16 protein-coding genes are annotated in these 19,017 nt (G+C 61.4%); 6 read left to right on the top strand and 10 right to left on the bottom strand.

Annotated features, from left to right (window positions below):
• Nucleotides 1–43: 43 nt before the first annotated feature.
• Nucleotides 44–1,312 (bottom strand): aminotransferase class III-fold pyridoxal phosphate-dependent enzyme, encoded by a 1,269-nt coding sequence (locus tag E4O97_RS12310; protein WP_248161423.1) that lies wholly within the window; start codon nucleotides 1,310–1,312, stop codon nucleotides 44–46.
• Nucleotides 1,313–1,521: 209 nt separating this feature from the next.
• On the opposite strand from E4O97_RS12310, the gene E4O97_RS12305 reads away from it, so the two are divergent.
• Nucleotides 1,522–2,421 carry a LysR family transcriptional regulator gene (locus tag E4O97_RS12305; RefSeq protein ID WP_005792083.1) on the top strand — a complete coding sequence of 300 codons (900 nt, stop codon included), beginning with the start codon at nucleotides 1,522–1,524 and terminating at the stop codon, nucleotides 2,419–2,421.
• 226 nt (nucleotides 2,422–2,647) lie between these two features.
• On the opposite strand, the gene E4O97_RS12300 is transcribed toward E4O97_RS12305, so the two are convergent.
• From E4O97_RS12300 to bioB, 9 genes are all read right to left on the bottom strand, one after another.
• Nucleotides 2,648–4,426 (bottom strand): acyl-CoA dehydrogenase C-terminal domain-containing protein, encoded by a 1,779-nt coding sequence (locus E4O97_RS12300; protein WP_078822486.1) that lies wholly within the window; start codon nucleotides 4,424–4,426, stop codon nucleotides 2,648–2,650.
• Between the two features lie 143 nt (nucleotides 4,427–4,569).
• Nucleotides 4,570–5,859: a GGDEF domain-containing protein gene (locus E4O97_RS12295; protein ID WP_032879116.1), complete on the bottom strand. Its 1,290-nt coding sequence runs from the start codon at nucleotides 5,857–5,859 to the stop codon at nucleotides 4,570–4,572.
• A 218-nt stretch (nucleotides 5,860–6,077) separates the two neighbouring features.
• Entirely contained in the window at nucleotides 6,078–7,883 is a 1,806-nt protein-coding gene (locus tag E4O97_RS12290) for a phenylacyl-CoA dehydrogenase (protein ID WP_103735243.1), read from the bottom strand.
• 334 nt (nucleotides 7,884–8,217) lie between these two features.
• The gene (locus E4O97_RS12285) at nucleotides 8,218–8,499 is read right to left on the bottom strand and encodes a pyrroloquinoline quinone biosynthesis protein PqqE (protein ID WP_078822488.1); all 282 of its coding nucleotides are present in this window, start codon (nucleotides 8,497–8,499) and stop codon (nucleotides 8,218–8,220) included.
• A gap of 105 nt (nucleotides 8,500–8,604) precedes the next feature.
• Nucleotides 8,605–9,285, bottom strand: a complete 681-nt coding sequence (gene bioD / locus E4O97_RS12280) for a dethiobiotin synthase (RefSeq protein WP_216090392.1) — start codon at nucleotides 9,283–9,285, stop codon at nucleotides 8,605–8,607.
• Complete coding sequence (gene bioC, locus E4O97_RS12275) at nucleotides 9,282–10,094, bottom strand: malonyl-ACP O-methyltransferase BioC (RefSeq protein WP_078822490.1); 813 nt, start codon at nucleotides 10,092–10,094, stop codon at nucleotides 9,282–9,284. The genes bioD and bioC overlap by 4 nt, the downstream gene beginning before the upstream one ends.
• Nucleotides 10,087–10,818, bottom strand: a complete 732-nt coding sequence (locus E4O97_RS12270; protein ID WP_032879110.1) for an alpha/beta fold hydrolase — start codon at nucleotides 10,816–10,818, stop codon at nucleotides 10,087–10,089. Before E4O97_RS12270 ends, bioC begins: the two co-directional genes overlap by 8 nt.
• Complete coding sequence (gene bioF / locus E4O97_RS12265; RefSeq protein WP_248161422.1) at nucleotides 10,811–11,992, bottom strand: 8-amino-7-oxononanoate synthase; 1,182 nt, start codon at nucleotides 11,990–11,992, stop codon at nucleotides 10,811–10,813. Before bioF ends, E4O97_RS12270 begins: the two co-directional genes overlap by 8 nt.
• 11 nt (nucleotides 11,993–12,003) lie before the next feature.
• On the bottom strand, nucleotides 12,004–13,059 hold the full coding sequence (bioB, locus tag E4O97_RS12260) for a biotin synthase BioB (protein ID WP_005792092.1): 1,056 nt from the start codon (nucleotides 13,057–13,059) through the stop codon (nucleotides 12,004–12,006).
• Nucleotides 13,060–13,151: 92 nt separating this feature from the next.
• On the opposite strand from bioB, the gene E4O97_RS12255 reads away from it, so the two are divergent.
• The 5 genes from E4O97_RS12255 to rarD all read left to right on the top strand — a co-directional run bounded on the left by E4O97_RS12255 (nucleotide 13,152) and on the right by rarD (nucleotide 18,835).
• Nucleotides 13,152–13,889, top strand: coding sequence for a ComF family protein (locus E4O97_RS12255; protein WP_248131220.1), 738 nt, complete (start codon nucleotides 13,152–13,154; stop codon nucleotides 13,887–13,889).
• 57 nt (nucleotides 13,890–13,946) lie between these two features.
• A complete protein-coding gene (locus tag E4O97_RS12250; protein WP_216090395.1) occupies nucleotides 13,947–14,711 on the top strand; it encodes a TOBE domain-containing protein in 765 nt (254 codons plus the stop codon).
• A gap of 70 nt (nucleotides 14,712–14,781) precedes the next feature.
• Nucleotides 14,782–16,680 carry a PhoX family phosphatase gene (locus tag E4O97_RS12245; RefSeq protein WP_078822492.1) on the top strand — a complete coding sequence of 633 codons (1,899 nt, stop codon included), beginning with the start codon at nucleotides 14,782–14,784 and terminating at the stop codon, nucleotides 16,678–16,680.
• Nucleotides 16,681–16,849: 169 nt separating this feature from the next.
• Complete coding sequence (locus E4O97_RS12240; protein ID WP_248161421.1) at nucleotides 16,850–17,824, top strand: serine/threonine protein kinase; 975 nt, start codon at nucleotides 16,850–16,852, stop codon at nucleotides 17,822–17,824.
• Nucleotides 17,825–17,950: 126 nt separating this feature from the next.
• On the top strand, nucleotides 17,951–18,835 hold the full coding sequence (gene rarD, locus E4O97_RS12235) for an EamA family transporter RarD (RefSeq protein WP_248161420.1): 885 nt from the start codon (nucleotides 17,951–17,953) through the stop codon (nucleotides 18,833–18,835).
• Nucleotides 18,836–19,017 lie beyond the last annotated feature (182 nt).

Raw genomic sequence — 19,017 nt, 5'->3', positions numbered from 1 at the left:
GAGGGCGCCGCGTATACCGCGAGACGGTTCAGGAATTGGACGGTTAAACAGCAATGCCCTTTCGGCATTGCAGTTGCGCGGTGCGCACCCGTGAGAAGGCGCGGGCCAGGCGCAGGAGCATTTCGTCGATGTTGCTTTTGCTCACCGTCAGCGCCGGTGTGAAGCGCAGGCAGTCGGGTTGCGGCGCGCTGAGGATCAGTCCCTCTTGCAGCGCGGCTTTTACCACCGCATCCGCAGAATCATCCGATAAGGTAAGCCCCCACATCAGGCCATTCCCGCGCAATGGGCCATGGCCGTAGCGATAGGCCAGACGGGCAAGCCCTTCGCCCAGGTGACAGCCCAACACGCGTACATGCTCAAGAAAACCGGGCTCAAGCACGGTATCGGTGACGGCCAACCCAGCCGAGGCCATCAATGCATTGCCATGATGGGTGCCTTCCAGCTCACCCACTTCAAAGCAACAGGCCTTGCCCCGTGCCAGCAGCGCCGCCAACGGCACACCGCCGCCCAGGCCCTTGCCCAGGGTGATGATGTCGGCATGCACGCCGTACTGTTGCTCGGCAAGCAAGGTGCCACAGCGGCCCATGCCGGTTTGCACTTCGTCGAGGATCAGCAGGACCCCCAGTTCGCGGCACAGCCGCTCGACGCCTTTGAGATAGTGTTCGGTCGCCGGGATCACGCCGGCTTCGCACTGGATCGGTTCCAGCAGAATGGCCACCGTCTGGGCATCCACGGCAGCATGCAGGGCGGGAAGATCATTGAAGGGAACGTGACTGAAGCCCGACAATTGCGGTTCGAAGCGGTTTACCAAGGTACCAGCCGAAGCGGCTAGCGTAGCGAAGCCATGTCCATGGCAACCGTTGCTGGCGCTGATAATGCGATAGGCCCCGCCACGGTGCAGTTGCCCCCACTTGCGCGCCAGTTTGATTGCCGCCTCGCAGGCTTCCGCGCCGCTGTTGAGCAGGTAAGCCTGGTCGCTGCCGGTATGCTGGCAAAGACGCTCGACGAGATTGAGTTGGGCACGGTTATGCAGGCCATTGCCGGGATTGATCAGCGCCTGGGTTTGCGCAGCCAGGGCCTTGATCAATACCTGTGGGCTATGGCCCAGGCTGTTGGCGGCATTGCCTTGGCTGAAGTCCATATAGGCACGCTCATCACTGTCCCACAGCCACGAGCCCTGGCCTCGCACAAACACTTGAGGTGGGCGCGCCACAGTGGGCATCAAATGCTCGGTTGAATGCGTGTCGCGTGGGGCATCCTGGATCAGGTCATCCAGGCTCGGGGCGGGGCGGCGGATGTTGAACAGATTCACAACTTACCCCCATTGGCAACCTGACCTTGGTGGTTACGGCCGGACCATTGCACCTGAGGTTTTTTTGCCTTGCCTATGTAAACGCTATCAACAAAAACGCTGTTCATTGTCCGATCCGGCCCTGTAAGCCCTGCGAATAGGCGCTAGACTAGGCGTCTCGGGGGCCAGCGGCCATTTCGATTTTCCAGCTTTTTCGATAAGTAAGCCTTATGGATTTCAAGCAACTGCGTTATTTCGTCGCGGTGTATGAGGAAGGCCACGTAGGGCGTGCTGCGGAGCGTCTTTCGATCTCGCAACCGGCCTTGTCACAACAGATTCGCCAGCTGGAGCAGAACCTTGATGTAAGTCTGTTCGAACGCAGCAGCAAGCGGCTGCTGCCGACCCTGGCGGCGCACACCTTATACAACCACGCGTTGCCGCTCATTGATGGCATGCAGCAAGCCGTCGAAGCGCTACGCAACTTCAAGGGCCAGGCCATGCGGACCCTGGCCATCGGCGTGCTGCAAACCGTGCACACCAGCCTGGTGCCGCAAATGCTTGAGCGCGTGCGCAAGGCCCAGCCTCATTTGGTGGTGCAGATTTACGAGCTGACGGGGCTTGAGATTGAGCGGCGGTTGCTCAACGGCTCCCTCGACATTGGCATCAGCTACCTGCCACCACGCCAGCCAGGCCTGCACGGTGTGCTGCTGTATGAAGATGAGTTGAAGGTGGTGATTCCCGACGACCATCCGCTGCGCGAATTCAAGAAAGTCTCGCTCAAACAAGCTGCCGAGTTACCGATGCTGCTGTTGGGGGAGGAGTTTCAAGTCAGGCAGATCTGGCAGGGCCAGTTGGCCAACCTGGGGCGGCGGCCGCAGGTGCAAGCGGAGCTCAACACCATGGTGGGAATACTCGACAGCCTGCCCCACACCAAGCTGGCGACGGTGCTACCGGGGCGTTCCCAGGACGAACACAACAGCCAGGCGCTTTTGTGGAAACCCTTGAGCGAACCGAGGGTGCCATTGAAGGTGGGGCTGGTGTGCCGCGATGTGCAACGCCAACAGGCCACCGTCGCATTGCTGCGCACCCTGCTGGAAGACGTGATGAATGCCCCGCAGGCAAGCGCCTGACTTTTTCGCGGGCAAAAGAAAACCCCGCCGAAGCGGGGCTTTGCAGACTGTTTCCCTGACATCCATTTCACTCCGCCGTCCTGGCAGAATCCTACGTGTCCGTGTTGTTGCTTTGCGCTTCCTGCGCGACGTCCATGTGAAGTAGATTATCCGTGGATCCAATTTGGCGATAGAGGACGATTAGCAGCACGTCATGTAAGAGATTGCTTACACGCCCTACAGGCCCTTAAAACAGTGCTTCATCCATCAGGAACAACGATTCGCTACCGGCTTTTACCGACGCGCTCAACGAATGAATGCGCGGCAGCAGACGGGCAAAGTAGAAACGTGCAGTCCCCAATTTGCTGGCGTAGAAAGCCTCCTCGGCCTCTTTGCCCAACGCGGCCTTGGCCATGCGCGCCCACATATAGGCGTAGGCCATGTAGCCGAATGCATGCAGGTACTCCACCGACGCTGCACCGATTTCATTCGCGTTGCTCTTGGCGCGGTCCAGTACCCAGGCCGTCAATTCATCCAGGTTATCCACCGCTGCGCTGAGCGGCGTGGTGAACTCGGCCAGCTCGGCCCCCGATTCAGCGATGAACTGGCGGATCTCATCGGCGAACAGCGTGTAGAACGCACCGCCGCTGCCGACGATCTTGCGTCCCATCAAATCCAGCGCCTGAATGCCGTTGGTGCCTTCGTAGATCTGGGTGATGCGCACGTCACGCACCAACTGCTCCTGGCCCCATTCGCGAATATAGCCATGGCCACCAAACACTTGCTGGCCGAGCACAGTGGTTTCCAGGCCCAGGTCGGTGAGGAACGCCTTGGCCACGGGTGTCAACAACGCCACCAGGTTATCGGCGCGCTCGCGCGCCTGCGCATCGTCGCTGAACTTGGCGATGTCCAACTGCGTCGCCACGTAGGTGGAGAACGCACGACCGCCTTCGTTGGCCGCCTTCATGGTCAGCAGCATACGGCGTACGTCCGGATGCACGATGATCGGATCTGCCACTTTATCCTTGGCCTGTGCACCCAGCGGGGAGCGGCTTTGCAGGCGGTCGCGGGCGTATTCAATCGCGTTCTGATAGGAGCGCTCGCCGGACGCCAGGCCCTGGATGCCCACCCCCAGACGCTCGTAGTTCATCATGGTGAACATCGCCGCCAGGCCACGGTTAGGCTCACCGACCAGATAACCCACGGCTTCGTCGAAGTTCATCACGCAGGTCGCGGACGCCTGGATCCCCATCTTGTGTTCAATCGAACCGCAGGTCACCGGGTTGCGCGCGCCAAGGCTGCCGTCGGCGTTCACCATGAACTTGGGCACCAGAAACAGCGAGATGCCCTTGGGCCCCGCCGGTGCATCCGGCAGTTTGGCCAGCACCAGATGGATGATGTTCTCGGTCAGGTCGTGCTCGCCACCGGTGATGAAGATCTTGGTGCCGCTGACCTTGTAGGAACCGTCCGCCTGAGGCTCGGCCTTGGTGCGAATCATGCCCAGGTCGGTGCCGGCATGGGCTTCGGTCAAGCACATGGAACCTGCCCACTCACCGGAATACATCTTCGGCAAGTACGCGGCCTTGAGCTCTTCGCTGGCGTGGGTGTTGATCGAGACACAGGCGCCGGAGGTCAGCATCGGGTACAGGCCGAATGCCAGGCTCGACGAGTTGATCATTTCTTCAACCTGCGCCGACACCGCCTTGGGCATACCCATGCCGCCATAGGTCGGATCGCCGCCCACACCCACCCAGCCGCCTTCGGCGTAGGTCGCATAAGCCTGGGGGAAACCGTCCGGGGTACGCACCGCGCCGTCGGTCCAATGGCAGCCTTGCTCATCGCCGCCGCGGCTCAAGGGCGCGATGGATTTGGCGGTAACCTTGCCGGCCTCTTCGAGGATCGCCTCAACGGTTTCGGCATCAACGGTGTCTGCCAATGCCGGCAGTTCGGCCCAAGTCTTGGCGACTTCAAAAACTTCGTTGAGGACGAAGCGCATATCACGCAACGGCGCTTTGTAATCAGCCATGGCAAACCTCGTGGGAACATGAAAAGTGATTCGATAGGATCGGTTTTACAGACCCCGAGTGTACCCGAACAACTTTTCAGACACATAGGGTCTGCTTGTGACTATCTGGTATTTTTAAGTCACAGTAAATACAGCGCGCTGACTCAACCCGCAGCGCTTTGCGTGCGCACCGCGCCACGACGGGTTTGCCCGGCCGCAATCACGCAGTTACGCCCGGCGCCCTTGGCGGCGTACAGCGCCTGGTCGGCGGACTTGAGCACCTCTTCAGGGTTACGCTGCTCGGCCTGACGCTCGGCCACGCCGATGCTGACCGTCACCGACACGCTGGAGGCTCCGCTGCCCGCACGCCGTTGACGGCCTTGGTGGTCGTCATGAGGACGATCCGGGTTACGCAACTTGATGGCGTAGCCGGCAATGATCTCGCGAATCTCCTCCAGGTGCGGCATGCATTCATCCAAGGTCTTGCCGGCAAATACCACGGCAAATTCTTCACCGCCATACCGGTAGGCGCGCCCGCCGCCGTTGACCTTGGACAGCTTGCTCGCCACCAGGCGCAGCACCTGGTCGCCCACGTCGTGGCCATGGGTGTCGTTGAAACGTTTGAAGTGATCAACGTCACTCATCGCCAGCACATAGTTGCGCCCCAGCCGTTGCATGCGTTCGTTGAGGGCGCGTCGTCCCGGCAAGCCGGTCAGTTCGTCGCGGAACGCCATTTGATAGGCTTCGTGGGCCACACCGGCAGCAATCATCAACATCACTTGGCTGCACATGATGTTGAGGGTGAACGGCAGGATGAAGGTTTGCGGCAACATCCAGAACAGGCCCAAAAACCCCACCAATTGGGCGGCGTGCAGCGGGCGCGGCTGATACCAATACTGGGCGGCCAGGGTAAGGAAGCCGATCAGGAACATGGGATAGGACAGCTGGATCAGGCTCATCCACGCGCCATGCAGCATCGGCCAGCGAATCTCCGCCAACCAGCCCAGCAAAGCCTGGGGGAAACTTTGCTCCAGGGCCAGCGCCACACTGCCCACCGCCAGCAACACCGCGCAGCGGGCGACGAAGTCACGGAACAGATGGGTTTTTTCCTGCCACAGCGCATAGATGCTGAACAGCAACGGCAACAGCAGGCAACACAGGTGGAACACCACCGCGGCGTCGTCACGCACGCGGCCATTGTCGCGGTAGAAATCGGTCTGGGTATCCAGCAGGAAATAGGCGACGTACACCGTGATCATCAGGAACAGTTCACGCTGGCGCCGATAGACCGCGCAGTACGCGCCGCCGAGCAGCAGGACCAGGGTCGGCAACACGTTGAAGAGCGAGGTGAAGAAGACGTTGAGGTCCTTGACGTACGCAGCCGAAAGCCCGGCCAGCAACAGCAGCAGCGAAGGTAGGAAATGACTGAAACGTACAGCAGACACGCGTGACAAGGGTAAAACTCCGACCCGCAAAATAATGGCACTGTGCCTTTATGCAGCCAGTTAAGCACAACCGGGCTGACACGTATCACATTGCCACTACTGTAACGGCAGCGGGTTGTAATCCCTGAGTGCATTACTGCGGTTTTTTATGCCCGTACTCTGTAGGAGGGCAAAAAAAACCGCCGCGTCCCGAAAGAGGCGGCGGTTGCAGAAAGAACCGGTAAGGCTTAGTAAGCTAGGCCGAAGTCTTCTTCTTTCATGTCCATCAGGTTGTTGGCGCCCGACAGCATGGTCGCCACGTGGGTACGGGTACGCGGCAGGATGCGCTGGAAGTAGAAGCGCGCGGTCTGCAACTTGGCGGTGTAGAACGCCTCTTCGCTGGTACCGGCAGCCAGTTTCTCGGCGGCCAGGCGCGCCATGTCGGCCCAGAAGTACGCCAGGCACGCGTAGCCGGAGTACATCAGGTAATCCACCGAAGCGGCACCGACTTCTTCGCGGTCTTTCATCGCGGCCATGCCGACCTTCATGGTCAACTCGCCCCACTCCTTGTTCAGTGCCGCCAGCGGTGCAACGAACTCTTTAACCGCGTCGTTACCCTCGTTGGCCTGACAGAACTTGTGCACAATCTTGGTGAAGCCCTTGAGCGCTTCGCCTTGGGTCATCAGTACTTTGCGGCCGAGCAAGTCCAGGGCCTGGATGCCGGTGGTGCCTTCGTACAGCATCGAAATACGGCTATCGCGCACGTTCTGTTCCATGCCCCACTCGGCGATGAAGCCGTGGCCACCGTAGATCTGCACGCCGTGGTTGGCCGATTCAAAGCCGACTTCGGTCATGAACGCCTTGGCGATCGGGGTCATGAATGCCAGCAGGCCATCGGCCTGTTTCTTGGCTTCGTCATCGGTGCCGTACTTGACGATGTCCACTTGCTTGGCGGTGAAGTACACCATCGCGCGGTTACCTTCGGCGAAGGCTTTCATGGTCAGCAGCATGCGGCGTACGTCTGGGTGCACAATGATCGGGTCAGCGGCTTTGTCCGGTGCTTTAGGGCCGGTCAGGGAGCGCATCTGCAGGCGATCACGCGCATATTTCAGGCCACCCTGGAAGCCGATTTCGGCGTGGGCCAAGCCTTGCAGGGCAGTGCCCAGGCGAGCGGTGTTCATAAAGGTGAACATGCAGTTCAGGCCTTTGTTCGCCGGGCCGATCAGGAAACCGGTGGCCGCGTCGAAGTTCATCACGCAGGTGGCGTTGCCGTGGATGCCCATCTTGTGTTCCAGGGAACCACAGGTGACCGCATTGCGCTCGCCCACTGAACCATCGGCGTTGGGCAGGAACTTGGGCACGATAAACAGCGAGATGCCTTTGGTGCCGGCCGGTGCGTCCGGCAGGCGGGCCAGTACGATGTGGACAATGTTGTCGGCCATGTCGTGTTCACCGGCCGAGATGAAGATCTTGGTGCCGGAGACTTTGTAGGAACCGTCAGCCTGAGGCTCGGCCTTGGTGCGCAGCATGCCCAGGTCGGTACCGCAGTGTGGCTCGGTCAGGCACATGGTGCCGGTCCATTCGCCCGACACCAGCTTGGTCAGGTAAGCCTCTTGCTGCTCGGGGGTGCCGTGCTCGGAAATGGTGTTCATCGCGCCATGGGACAGGCCAGGGTACATGCCCCACGACCAGTTGGCTTCGCCGACCATTTCGCTCACGGCCAGGCCCAGGGACTCCGGCAAGCCCTGGCCGCCGTGCTCCACGTCATGGGCCAGGCTCGGCCAGCCGCCTTCGACGAACTGTTTGTAGGCTTCTTTGAAACCGGTAGGGGTCTTAACGCCTGACTCACTCCAGGTACACCCTTCGATGTCGCCCACGCGGTTCAGCGGTGCCAGCACTTGCTCACAGAACTTGGCGCCTTCTTCGAGGATGGCGTCGACCATGTCCGGGGTAGCGTCCTGGCAAGCCGGCAGGCTCTGATAGTGCGCTTCATAACCGAGCAGTTCGTCACGAACGAAGCGAATATCACGCAAGGGGGCCTTGTAGTCAGGCATAGCGATAAACCTCTGCTGATGTATCTGGGATGAACAACCGCGTGGATTTGTTATGGCGGTCAAACAGGTGTTTGAAACATACGTTTACGACCCAGGGTTGTCAAGCGTCGGCCAGATGCCGTTTGTCTTGACGCAGGTCATCGCCAGGCACGGCAAGGCCTGCGGCGGGATGCCACTGCAAAAAACGAATAGAGAACTAGCTCAGGGCCAGGCACAGGCGAATGTAGGAGGGGGCTTGCTCCCGATAGCGGTAGGTCAGCTATGAATGGGCACGCTGATACACCGCATCGGGAGCAAGCCCCCTCCCACATTTTTAATTGAGTTCAGCAGGGGATCAGGCGTAGGTATCGATCAACGTACCGAGCATTTCATCCGAAGCCTTGGCGACTTTTGCCCCCAGCTCGACTTGAAACTTGCCCTGGGCCATTTCCACCATATTGCTCGCCGAGTTTGACGCTTGGGCGCGGTCATTGGCTTGCAGACGATCGCTTTGCGCGGCCGATGGCTGGGCTGTTGCGGCGCTGGCAATCTTGCCGGCCGCCTGGTCGACACGGTTCTGCCCGGTCTGAATACTGCTCAGGCCCGAATAAAACGCGCTGCTTCCAGAGATTTCCATGGCTTAAGCCTGCCTTGAGAGAATCGTGAAGGTGGATTGAAGCAGACATACCGGCAAAAGGCTCGTCAAAAACACTAATGGCATAATGCCTTGCGATAGCCAAAATCAGTCAAGCAGGTCCAACTCCAGGTACTCCGCCACGGCGGCGGCACCGGCATCCTTGAGCTTCGGCACTCGCCCCAGGCAGGGCGCCGGCAAGCGCTCGGCCAGGGTGGCGAGGTTTTCTTCCAGACGAGAGGTCTTGGGATCGATGATATTCGCCACCCAACCGGCCAGCGGCAAGCCGTCCCGTGCGATCGCTTCGGCGGTCAACAACGCGTGGCTGATGCAGCCCAGGCGCACGCCCACCACCAGGATCACCGGCAATTTGAGCGCGATGGACAGGTCAGACAGGTTGGCCTGATCGGCCAAGGGCACGCGCCAGCCGCCCGCCCCTTCGATCAAGGTAAAGTCGGCTCCACGGGCCAGAATCTGTTGCATCGGCTTGAGCAACGATTGCACCGTCAGCCCCACGCCCGCCTCGCGCGCAGCCAGATGCGGCGCGATAGCCGGCTCGAATGCCACCGGGTTGACCTCGGCATAACTGAGCGGCAATGAGCACTCGGCCAGCAACGCCAGGGCATCGGCATTGCGCAAACCCTGGGCAGTCAACCGGCACCCCGACGCCACCGGCTTTCCGGCGGCCGTGCTTTTGCCTGCGAGCCTGGCAGCATGCAACAGGCCGGCCGCGATAGTGGTCTTGCCCACATCGGTGTCGGTGCCGGTGATGAAGTAAGCGACGCTCATAGCGGTTTCTCCAGTACGGCGTACACCACCTGATACGTGGCGGGCAGGCCCTGAGCCTGACGGAACTGCTCGTATGCGTCTACCAGTGCAACAATCCGCGCGCGCCCCGTCAAGCCGCCGGGGCGGCCGGGGTTGAGGTTATGGGCGCCCAACGCTTTGAGCTCGTGGGTCAGGCTGCGCACATCCGGGTAATGCAGCACATGGGGCTGTCGCGCGAGACTCACCACCCGCAAGCCGCTGGCCGCACATAACTGCTGATAAGCCTCGAAGGTGCGAAAGCGATTGACGTGAACCAAGCCGTCTACCGCTCGCCAGCTTTCGCGCAGTTCATCCAGGGTACCCACGCACAGGCTCGCGAACGCCAACACACCGCCAGGTTGCAATACGCGCTGAGCTTCGCTGAGCACTGCATCGAAGTTGGCACACCATTGCACGGCGAGGCTGGAGAAGAGCAGCTCGAAGCTGTCAGCCTTCAGCGGCAAGCGTTCAGCATCGCCAGCCATGAAATGCGCGGCGCCGCCCAACGGACGCGCGTGGTTGAGCATGCCTTCGGCGATATCCAGCGCCACGCCCTCGCTCCCGGGCAAACGCTCACCCAGCACGCGACTGAAATACCCTGTGCCGCAACCCATATCCAGCCAGCGTTGTGGCGAAAGCTCGCTGGGCAAACGGCGGAGCAACTCATGCCCTACTGCGCGCTGCAACTCGGCCACGCTGTCGTAGCTGGCCGCTGCACGGGAGAACGAGGCAGCAACCTGGCGCTTGTCCGGCAAGGCACCCGGCAAACAAGGGTGGGATAAGTCAGTCATCAACACACTCATGCAAAAAAGCCTGGATGGCCCCCGCTACACCGTGGGGGTCTTCCAGAAGAAACGCGTGACCGGCCTGTTCAATCAGGCCGACTTCTACATCCGGGAGCAACGCCAGCAGGTCACTGGCGGCTTCGGCAGGTACCAGCCCATCCAGGCCGGCAAACAGATGCAACTGCGGCCCGCGAAATGCCTGCAAGGCCGCGCGGGTATCCAGTTGGGCCAGCAGCTCCAGGCCGGGCATCAACACGCTGGGGGCGGTATGCGGCGCACCGCTGACCAGCAAGCGCGAGAGCCCGCGAGGCTCCTGCGCGCCCTTGGCACACAACAGGCCGAAGCGCTTGAGGGTGACCTGGGAGTCGGCGTGGCAGCCCGCCAGGAACGCATCGAAGGTCTCGGCGGGCATCCCGTGGGGCCAGCCATCATGGGCGACGAAACACGGGTTGCTCGCCAGGGTCAGCAAACCGCAGCAACGTTCGCCACGGCGTGCCGCCAGCTCCGAAGCAAGCATCCCGCCCAGGGACCAGCCCCCGAGCCAGACGTCGTCCGCCAGCGTCGCATCGAGCTCGTCGAGCCATTCATCCAGATCACTGGAATCCAGCGCCGGTAAAGGCTCGATCTGTACCCGCAGGTGCTCGTTGAGGCCCTGCAGTGCCGCGGCCAACGGTTCCAGCGGCGACACACCGAGCCCCCACCCGGGCAGCAGTATCAGGCGATCACGCATGGTCGGGCTCCGCTGCGTTCAACAACCGGAAACATTGCTCTAATCCGTTTAACAATAGCTGCACCTGCGCTTCGCTGTGCGCCGCCGTCAATGTCACACGCAACCTTGCACTGCCGGCCGGTACAGTCGGCGGGCGGATTGCAGTCACCATCAGCCCACGCTCGCGCAGCATCTGTGACAGACGCAATGCCCGGGCGCTGTCGCCAATCAAGATCGGCTGGATCGGCGTAAAGCTGTCCATCAATGCCAGGCCCATCTGCTCGGCACCGCGACGGAACTGGCGGATCAACCCATTGAGGTGCTCACGCCGCCAGTGTTCGCTGCGCAGCAGTTCCAGGCTTTTGAGGGTGGCGCAGGCCAGTGCCGGTGGCTGGCTGGTGGTGTAGATATACGGCCGGGCAAACTGGATCAGGCTTTCGATCAAGTCTTCACTGCCTGCCACAAATGCCCCGGCGGTGCCGAAGGCTTTGCCCAAGGTGCCAACCAGCACCGGTACATCGTCCTGACTCAAGCCAAAATGTTCGACGATGCCGCCGCCATGGGCGCCCAGCGGGCCAAAGCCATGGGCATCATCTACCATCAGCCAGGCACCTTTGGCCCTGGCTTCCCGGGCCAGCGCTGGCAGGTCGGCCAGGTCGCCGTCCATGCTGAACACACCATCGGTGACCACCAGCGTACTGCCGGTGGCCTTTTCCAGGCGCTTGGCCAGGCTGCCCGCGTCGTTATGCAGATAGCGCTTGAACCGCGCCCCGGACAATAAGCCGGCATCCAGCAACGAAGCATGGTTGAGGCGATCTTCCAGCACCGTATCGCCCTGCCCCACCAGCGCCGTGACCGCGCCCAGGTTGGCCATATAGCCGGTGGTAAACAGCAACGCACGCGGGCGCCCGGTCCAGTCAGCCAGGGCTTCTTCCAACTCATGGTGCGGCGTGACGTGACCCACCACCAAATGCGAAGCGCCGCCACCCACGCCCCAACGAGCCGCACCGGCGCGCCAGGCTTCGATCACCTGCGGGTGATTGGCCAGGCCCAGGTAATCGTTGTTGCAGAACGCCAGCAATGGCTGGCCATCCACCACCACTTCAGGGCCTTGGGGGCTCTGAAGCAACGGGCGTTGACGGTAAAGATGTTCGGCACGGCGGGCCGCGAGGCGCGCGGCGAGATCAAAAGACATGCTGGCCTCGATCAAACAGCGGCGTTATAGAACTGCTCGCTGCTCTTTTGCTCCACCAGCGCCTGCTCGATCGCTGCCTGATGAACTTCATCGGCGTGCTCTTCACGAGCTTCGGGCAGGATGCCCAGGCGTGCGAACAGCTGCATGTCCTTGTCAGCCTGAGGGTTGGCGGTGGTCAGCAATTTATCGCCGTAGAAGATCGAGTTGGCACCGGCAAAAAACGCCAGGGCCTGCATCTGCTCGTTCATGGCTTCGCGGCCAGCGGACAGGCGCACGTGGGATTGCGGCATCAGGATGCGCGCCACCGCCAGCATACGGATGAAGTCGAAGGGGTCGATGTCCTCGGCGTTTTCCAACGGCGTACCGGCCACCTTCACGAGCATGTTGATCGGCACCGACTCCGGATGCTCTGGCAGGTTGGCCAGTTGGATCAGCAGGTTGGCACGGTCGTCGAGGGACTCGCCCATGCCGAGGATGCCGCCCGAGCAGATCTTCATCCCCGAATCACGCACGTAGGCCAGGGTTTGCAAGCGCTCGCTGTAGGTACGGGTGGTGATGATCGAGCCGTAGAACTCTGGCGATGTGTCGAGGTTATGGTTGTAGTAATCCAGGCCGGCCTGGGCCAGCGCTTCGGTCTGGTCCTGGTCGAGACGACCCAGGGTCATGCAGGTTTCCAGGCCCATGGCCTTTACGCCTTTGACCATCTCCAGCACGTAGGGCATGTCTTTGGCCGACGGGTGTTTCCACGCCGCGCCCATGCAAAAGCGCGTCGAGCCGATGGCCTTGGCGCGGGCGGCCTCTTCGAGGACCTTCTGCACCTCCATCAGCTTCTCTTTTTCCAGGCCGGTGTTGTAGTGACCCGACTGCGGACAATATTTGCAATCTTCCGGGCAGGCGCCGGTCTTGATCGACAGCAGGGTCGATACCTGCACGCGGTTGGCGTCGAAATGCGCGCGGTGCACGGTCTGCGCCTGGAACAACAGGTCATTGAACGGCTGCACGAACAGGGCTTTGACTTCGGCCAAAGACCAGTCGTGACGCAGGGTGGCAGAGGTGCTGGCGCTCATGGGCGATTCCTTGATTATGCTTTGGCTAACGCTGCGGGAAGGGCAATACCCACAGGCACGACACGGATGCTCGGCATATTTAAGGAAGATTCATGCACTGTCAACCTGAGTACAAACACCAAGTTTACATCTGGTCAAAAAACAAACAGATCTGTCTGATCTGTGACGAATGCACAGACTCCGCCGAAAATGTATGCAATACCTGCGAAACAGAACTGCCATGGCTGCTTGAGCATTGTGAACAGTGCGCCTTGCCTTTGCCGATGGACGGGTTGATCTGCGGCCAGTGCCAAAAACACCCTCCGGCCTTTAACCAGGTGATCGCACCCTGGACCTACAGTTTTCCCATCGACACCCTGGTCAGCCGCTTCAAGCATCAGGCTCGCTGGCCGCTGGGCCACATGCTGGCGCGCCTGCTGGGGCAGCACTTGCAGCACCGCTTCGATAACGCCGAACTCAACCGCCCCGACTATCTACTGCCGGTCCCCATGGCCCGCAAACGCCTGCGCCAACGCGGCTTTAACCAGGCGCAGATGGTGGCTCGCTGGCTCAGTAGCGCGCTCGACATTCCCCTCAATGAGCACGCGCTGCTGCGCCCGCTTGAAACCGTGGCGCAGCAAGACCTCGACGCCAAGACGCGTAAGCGTAACCTGCTCAACGCCTTTGCCCTGGCGCCCGGCGCTCAAGTCGCAGGGCAACACCTGGCGCTGGTGGACGATGTACTCACCACCGGCGCTACCGCCCACAGCCTGGCGCGGTTATTGATGGGCGCCGGCGCACGCCAGGTCGATGTCTACTGCCTGGCCCGCACCCCCAAACCCGGCCCCTGACTTGACTCCCCTGCTTCAGGGCGGCAACGTCGGCTTATCTCATCCAAGCGTATGCCCATGTCTCTGCCCAGCCCACTCAGCCAGCACATCATCCGTCGCCCCCAACGCATTGCCTTGCTGGGGCATATCGCCGAGCAGGGCTCCATCACCCGTGCCGCCAAAAGTGCGGGGTTGAGTTACAAGGCCGCCTGGGACGCCATCGATGAACTGAACAACCTGGCGCAAAAACCGCTGGTGGAACGCAGCGTCGGTGGCAAAGGCGGTGGCGGCGCCAAGCTGACGCAAGAAGGTGAACGAGTGCTGCGCCTTTATCAGCGCCTGCAAGTGCTGCAGGCCGAGCTGCTCGGTTCGGACGAAGCGGCCAGTGACTTCAACCTGCTCGGCCGCTTGATGCTGCGCACCAGTGCACGCAACCAATTGCACGGCCAGGTCATCGCCATCGACAGCCAGGGCCGCAACGACAGGATTCGACTGCAACTGGCCGGCGACCTGTACCTCGACGCCCAGATTACCCACGACAGCACCCAACGGTTGGAGCTGCAGGCTGGCGTGGAAGTGGTCGCCCTGATCAAAGCGGGATGGCTGGAGTTGCGGGCGATCGGGCACCCAGAAACACCTGGACACAATTGCATGAGCGGTGTGATCGAGACGATTCTCGACGCCGAGGACGGCCCCAGCGAGGTGCGTATCGCCTTGCCCAACGGCCAGGTGTTATGCGCGCTGGCACCGCCCGCTGCACTCCTGGTACTCAACGCTGCCGAGGGCCAGCCGATCCAGGTGCAATTCGCACCCAGCAATGTGCTGCTCGGGACCCCGGTATAACGTCTTCAGGCTGCAACAATTTGGTCACAACCGCTCCTTAAGGTATCTGCAAAAATCGCGGGAGCCTGAGATGAGCCTATTAGAAGAAAACCAAGCCACTGACCTTGAACAAATGGTCGGCCTGACCCGCCGTCGCTTTATCGGCGCGGGCGCCCTGTGCGGCGCCGCGATGTTCCTCGGCGGTAACCTGCTGAGCCGCAGCGCCCTGGCGGTGAATGCTGCCTCCGCCAGCCCGCTGCTGGGTTTTACCAGCATCGCCGCCGCCACCAGCGACACCATTACCCTGCCCCCTGGCTACAGTGCTTCGGTGCTGATCAGTTGGGGCCAGCCGCTGCACAAGAACGCCCCGGCTTTCGACCCGTCGGGCAATGGCACGGCCAAGGCCCAGGAACAGCAATTTGGCGACAACAACGACGGCATGAGCCTGTTTCCGTTCCCGGGCGACGACAACCGCGCCTTGATGGCGATCAACAACGAATACACCAACTACCGCTACCTCTACGCCCACGGCGGCGCGCCACAATCGGCCGAGGAGGTACGCAAGGCCCTGGCCAGCGAGGGCGTGTCGGTGATCGAAGTACGGCGCAAGGGCGACACCTGGCAGTTCGTCCAGGACTCACGCTACAACCGGCGCATCCATGGCAACTCACCAATCCGCTTGAGCGGCCCCGCTGCCGGCCATGACTGGTTGAAAACCACTGCCGACAAAACCGGCAAGAAAGTCCTGGGTACGTTCCAGAACTGCGCCAACGGCAAGACACCGTGGGGCACCTACCTGACCTGCGAAGAGAACTTCACCGACTGCTTCGGCAGTAGCAACCCGCAGCAAGCGTTCGACGCCGGGCAGAAACGCTACGGCGTAGTGGCCGCCAGCAAAGACATCAACTGGCACCCGCACGACCCACGCTTCGACATGGCCAAGAACCCCAACGAACTCAACCGCCATGGCTGGGTGGTGGAAATCGACCCGTTCGACCCGCAATCCACTCCGGTCAAGCGCACGGCCCTGGGCCGCTTCAAACATGAAAACGCGGCGCTGGCCGAAACGCGCGACGGCCGCGCCGTGGTGTACATGGGCGACGACGAACGCGGCGAGTTCATCTACAAGTTCGTCAGCCGCGATCAGATCAACCACAGCAATCCGAAAGCCAACAAAGACCTGCTCGACCACGGCACCTTGTACGTGGCCATCTTCGATGCGGGCGACGGTAACGCCGATCATCCCAAGGGCAAAGGCCAATGGGTTGAACTCACCCATGGCAAAAACGGCATCGACGCCGGCAGCGGTTTCGCCAACCAGGCAGAGGTGCTGATCCATGCGCGCCTGGCCGCCAGCGTAGTGAAGGCCACGCGCATGGACCGCCCGGAGTGGATCGTCGTCAGCCCCACCGACGGCCAGGTCTACTGCACCCTGACCAACAACGCCAAGCGCGGCGAAGACGGCCAGCCGGTGGGCGGCCCCAACCCGCGAGAGAAAAACGTCTACGGCCAGATCCTGCGCTGGAAAGCCGACGCCGATAACCACGGCGCCACAGACTTTACCTGGGACCTGTTCGTAGTGGCCGGAAACCCGGGCGTGCACGGTGGTACGCCGAAGGGCGGCTCGTCCAATATCAACCCACAGAACATGTTCAACAGCCCCGACGGCCTGGGCTTCGACAAGGCCGGGCGCCTGTGGATCCTCACCGACGGCGACTACAGCAACGCGGGCGACTTTGCCGGCATGGGCAACAACCAGATGCTGTGTGCCGACCCGAGCACCGGGGAAATCCGCCGTTTCATGGTCGGGCCGGTGGCGTGTGAGGTCACCGGGATCAGCTTTGCGCCGGATCAGAAGACGTTGTTTGTGGGGATTCAGCATCCGGGAGAAACCGGTGGTTCGACTTGGCCTGAACATCTGCCGAACGGCAAGCCGCGTTCGTCGGTGATGGCGATTCGGCGGGATGATGGCGGGATCGTAGGCGCCTGACAGGGCCTCATCGGGGGCAAGCCCCCTCCCACAATTCTGAATTGCGAATACATTCAAATGTGGGAGGGGGCTTGCCCCCGATTGCAATAGCACAGCCACCACCTATCCCAGCCCCGGTGCGTTACCATACCCGGCCGGACGCGGCGCCCTGCTGCGCGCAGGAGTTCGCATGGCTCACCCGTTTGAAACACTCACCCCTGATCTGGTCCTCGACGCCGTCGAAAGCATCGGCTTTCTCAGCGATGCGCGCGTGTTGGCGCTCAACAGCTACGAAAACCGCGTGTACCAGGTGGGCATCGAAGACGCCGAACCGCTGATCGCCAAGTTCTACCGGCCCCAACGCTGGACTAACGAGGCGATCCTCGAAGAGCACCGCTTTACCTTCGAACTGGCCGAGTGCGAAGTGCCCGTGGTGGCCCCGCTGATTCACAACGGCGAGAGCCTGTTCGAACACGCAGGTTTCCGCTTCACCCTGTTTCCCCGCCGTGGCGGCCGCGCGCCAGAGCCAGGCAACCTCGACCAGCTTTATCGCCTTGGGCAGTTGCTCGGCCGTTTGCACGCCGTGGGGTCAACCCGCCCGTTCGAACATCGCGAAGCCCTGGGCGTGAAGAACTTCGGTCACGATTCCCTCAACACCTTGCTCGAAGGCAACTTCATTCCCAAAAGCCTGTTGCCGGCCTATGAATCCGTGGCCCGCGACCTGCTCAAGCGTGTGGAAGAGGTTTATAAAGCCACGCCGCACAAGAACATCCGCATGCACGGCGATTGCCACCCCGGCAACATGATGTGCCGCGACGAGATATTCCATATCGTCGACCTCGACGACTGCCGCATGGGCCCGGCGGTGCAAGACCTGTGGATGATGCTCGCTGGCGACCGCCAGGAATGCCTGGGCCAGCTGTCGGAACTGATGGACGGCTATCAGGAGTTCCACGATTTCGACCCCCGCGAACTCGCCCTGATCGAACCGTTGCGCGCCTTGCGCCTGATGCACTACAGCGCCTGGCTGGCACGGCGCTGGGACGATCCGGCGTTTCCCCACAGCTTCCCGTGGTTTGGCACCGAGCGGTATTGGGGCGACCAGGTGCTGGCGTTGCGTGAGCAACTGTCGGCGCTCAATGAAGAACCGCTAAAACCCTTCTGACTGCTTTGCTTTATGTGGGAGCGAGCCCCCTCCCACATAAAAATCCCCATTGCCAAGCAAGTCCCCATTGTCTGACAAATATCCTTACAATCGCGCTTTGTTAGCTGCCTAAGCAAGGATTCTGCAATGCAAGCCGCCAACCCTCGCAAGGGGTACATCCTGGGCCTGAGCGCCTACGTCATCTGGGGTCTGTTCCCGCTCTATTTCAAAGCCATCGCCAGCGTGCCCGCCGCCGAGATCATCGTGCACCGCGTGCTGTGGTCAGCGCTGTTCGGCGGCTTGCTGTTGATGGTGTGGAAGCACCCTGGCTGGTTTCGCGAACTGCGTGACAACCCCAAGCGCCTGGCGATCCTGGCACTCAGCGGTTCGCTGATCGCGGCCAACTGGCTGACCTATGTGTGGTCGGTGAACAGTGGGCGCATGCTTGAAGCCAGCCTGGGTTACTACATCAACCCGCTGGTGAATGTACTGTTGGGTATGTTGATACTCGGTGAACGCCTGCGCCGCCTGCAATGGGTGGCGGTGGGGTTGGCGGCGGTCGGTGTGGCGCAACAAGTGTGGCAGGTGGGTAGCTTGCCATGGGTGTCGCTGGCGCTGGCGTTGACGTTCGGTTTTTACGGCTTGATCCGTAAACAGGCCCCGGTCAAGGCACTTCCGGGGCTGGTGGTGGAAACCTGGATGCTGGTGCCGATTGCCGTCGCCTGGTTGCTGTTCAATCCATCGGCCCACAGTGCACAACTGGAATTCTGGAGCACCTCCGAAGCCTGGTGGTTGGTGGCCGCAGGTCCGGTAACCCTGATTCCATTGGTCTGCTTTAACGCCGCAGCACGGCATTTGCCCTATACCGCACTGGGCTTTTTGCAATACGTGGCGCCGACCCTGGTGCTGTTGGAAGCGGTATTGCTGTTCGGCGAACACCTGGCGCCGGCCACGCTGATTGCCTTCGCCTTCATCTGGGCCGGGCTGGTGATCTACAGCATGGATGCATGGCTGACGGTGCGCAAACGCTGATCAAATAACGCACAAACCTTTGCAAGCCACGGCGCCCGTGGCTTGCAGCGTTTCACCCCAAGGTTATCCACAACCTGATCCCCGCCATTTGTGCACAAGCCCTTGAAACTGCTCGCTTTTTGCTCAGCTGACGGAGAAGTCCGGCCGACGTGGCCTGGCGCCGGGTCTCTACAGGTTATCCA

The organism is Pseudomonas sp. W15Feb34, assembly GCF_023127765.1.
GTDB classification, from domain to species: Bacteria; Pseudomonadota; Gammaproteobacteria; order Pseudomonadales; family Pseudomonadaceae; genus Aquipseudomonas; species Aquipseudomonas synxantha_A.
The sequence above is the reverse complement of the archived record's forward strand: the minus strand, read 5'-3'. Positions and strand labels throughout refer to the sequence as shown.

Bases quoted from the DNA above. Each gene is read 5' to 3' on its own strand.
- E4O97_RS12305 (WP_005792083.1), top strand. From the start codon at position 1,522: ATGGATTTCAAGCAACTGCGTTATTTCGTCGCGGTGTATGAGGAAGGC.
- E4O97_RS12300 (WP_078822486.1), bottom strand. From the start codon at position 4,426: ATGGCTGATTACAAAGCGCCGTTGCGTGATATGCGCTTCGTCCTCAAC.
- E4O97_RS12290 (WP_103735243.1), bottom strand. From the start codon at position 7,883: ATGCCTGACTACAAGGCCCCCTTGCGTGATATTCGCTTCGTTCGTGAC.
- E4O97_RS12285 (WP_078822488.1), bottom strand. From the start codon at position 8,499: ATGGAAATCTCTGGAAGCAGCGCGTTTTATTCGGGCCTGAGCAGTATT.
- bioD (WP_216090392.1), bottom strand. From the start codon at position 9,285: ATGAGCGTCGCTTACTTCATCACCGGCACCGACACCGATGTGGGCAAG.
- bioC (WP_078822490.1), bottom strand. From the start codon at position 10,094: ATGACTGACTTATCCCACCCTTGTTTGCCGGGTGCCTTGCCGGACAAG.
- E4O97_RS12270 (WP_032879110.1), bottom strand. From the start codon at position 10,818: ATGCGTGATCGCCTGATACTGCTGCCCGGGTGGGGGCTCGGTGTGTCG.
- bioF (WP_248161422.1), bottom strand. From the start codon at position 11,992: ATGTCTTTTGATCTCGCCGCGCGCCTCGCGGCCCGCCGTGCCGAACAT.
- bioB (WP_005792092.1), bottom strand. From the start codon at position 13,059: ATGAGCGCCAGCACCTCTGCCACCCTGCGTCACGACTGGTCTTTGGCC.
- E4O97_RS12255 (WP_248131220.1), top strand. From the start codon at position 13,152: ATGCACTGTCAACCTGAGTACAAACACCAAGTTTACATCTGGTCAAAA.
- E4O97_RS12250 (WP_216090395.1), top strand. From the start codon at position 13,947: ATGTCTCTGCCCAGCCCACTCAGCCAGCACATCATCCGTCGCCCCCAA.
- E4O97_RS12245 (WP_078822492.1), top strand. From the start codon at position 14,782: ATGAGCCTATTAGAAGAAAACCAAGCCACTGACCTTGAACAAATGGTC.
- E4O97_RS12240 (WP_248161421.1), top strand. From the start codon at position 16,850: ATGGCTCACCCGTTTGAAACACTCACCCCTGATCTGGTCCTCGACGCC.
- rarD (WP_248161420.1), top strand. From the start codon at position 17,951: ATGCAAGCCGCCAACCCTCGCAAGGGGTACATCCTGGGCCTGAGCGCC.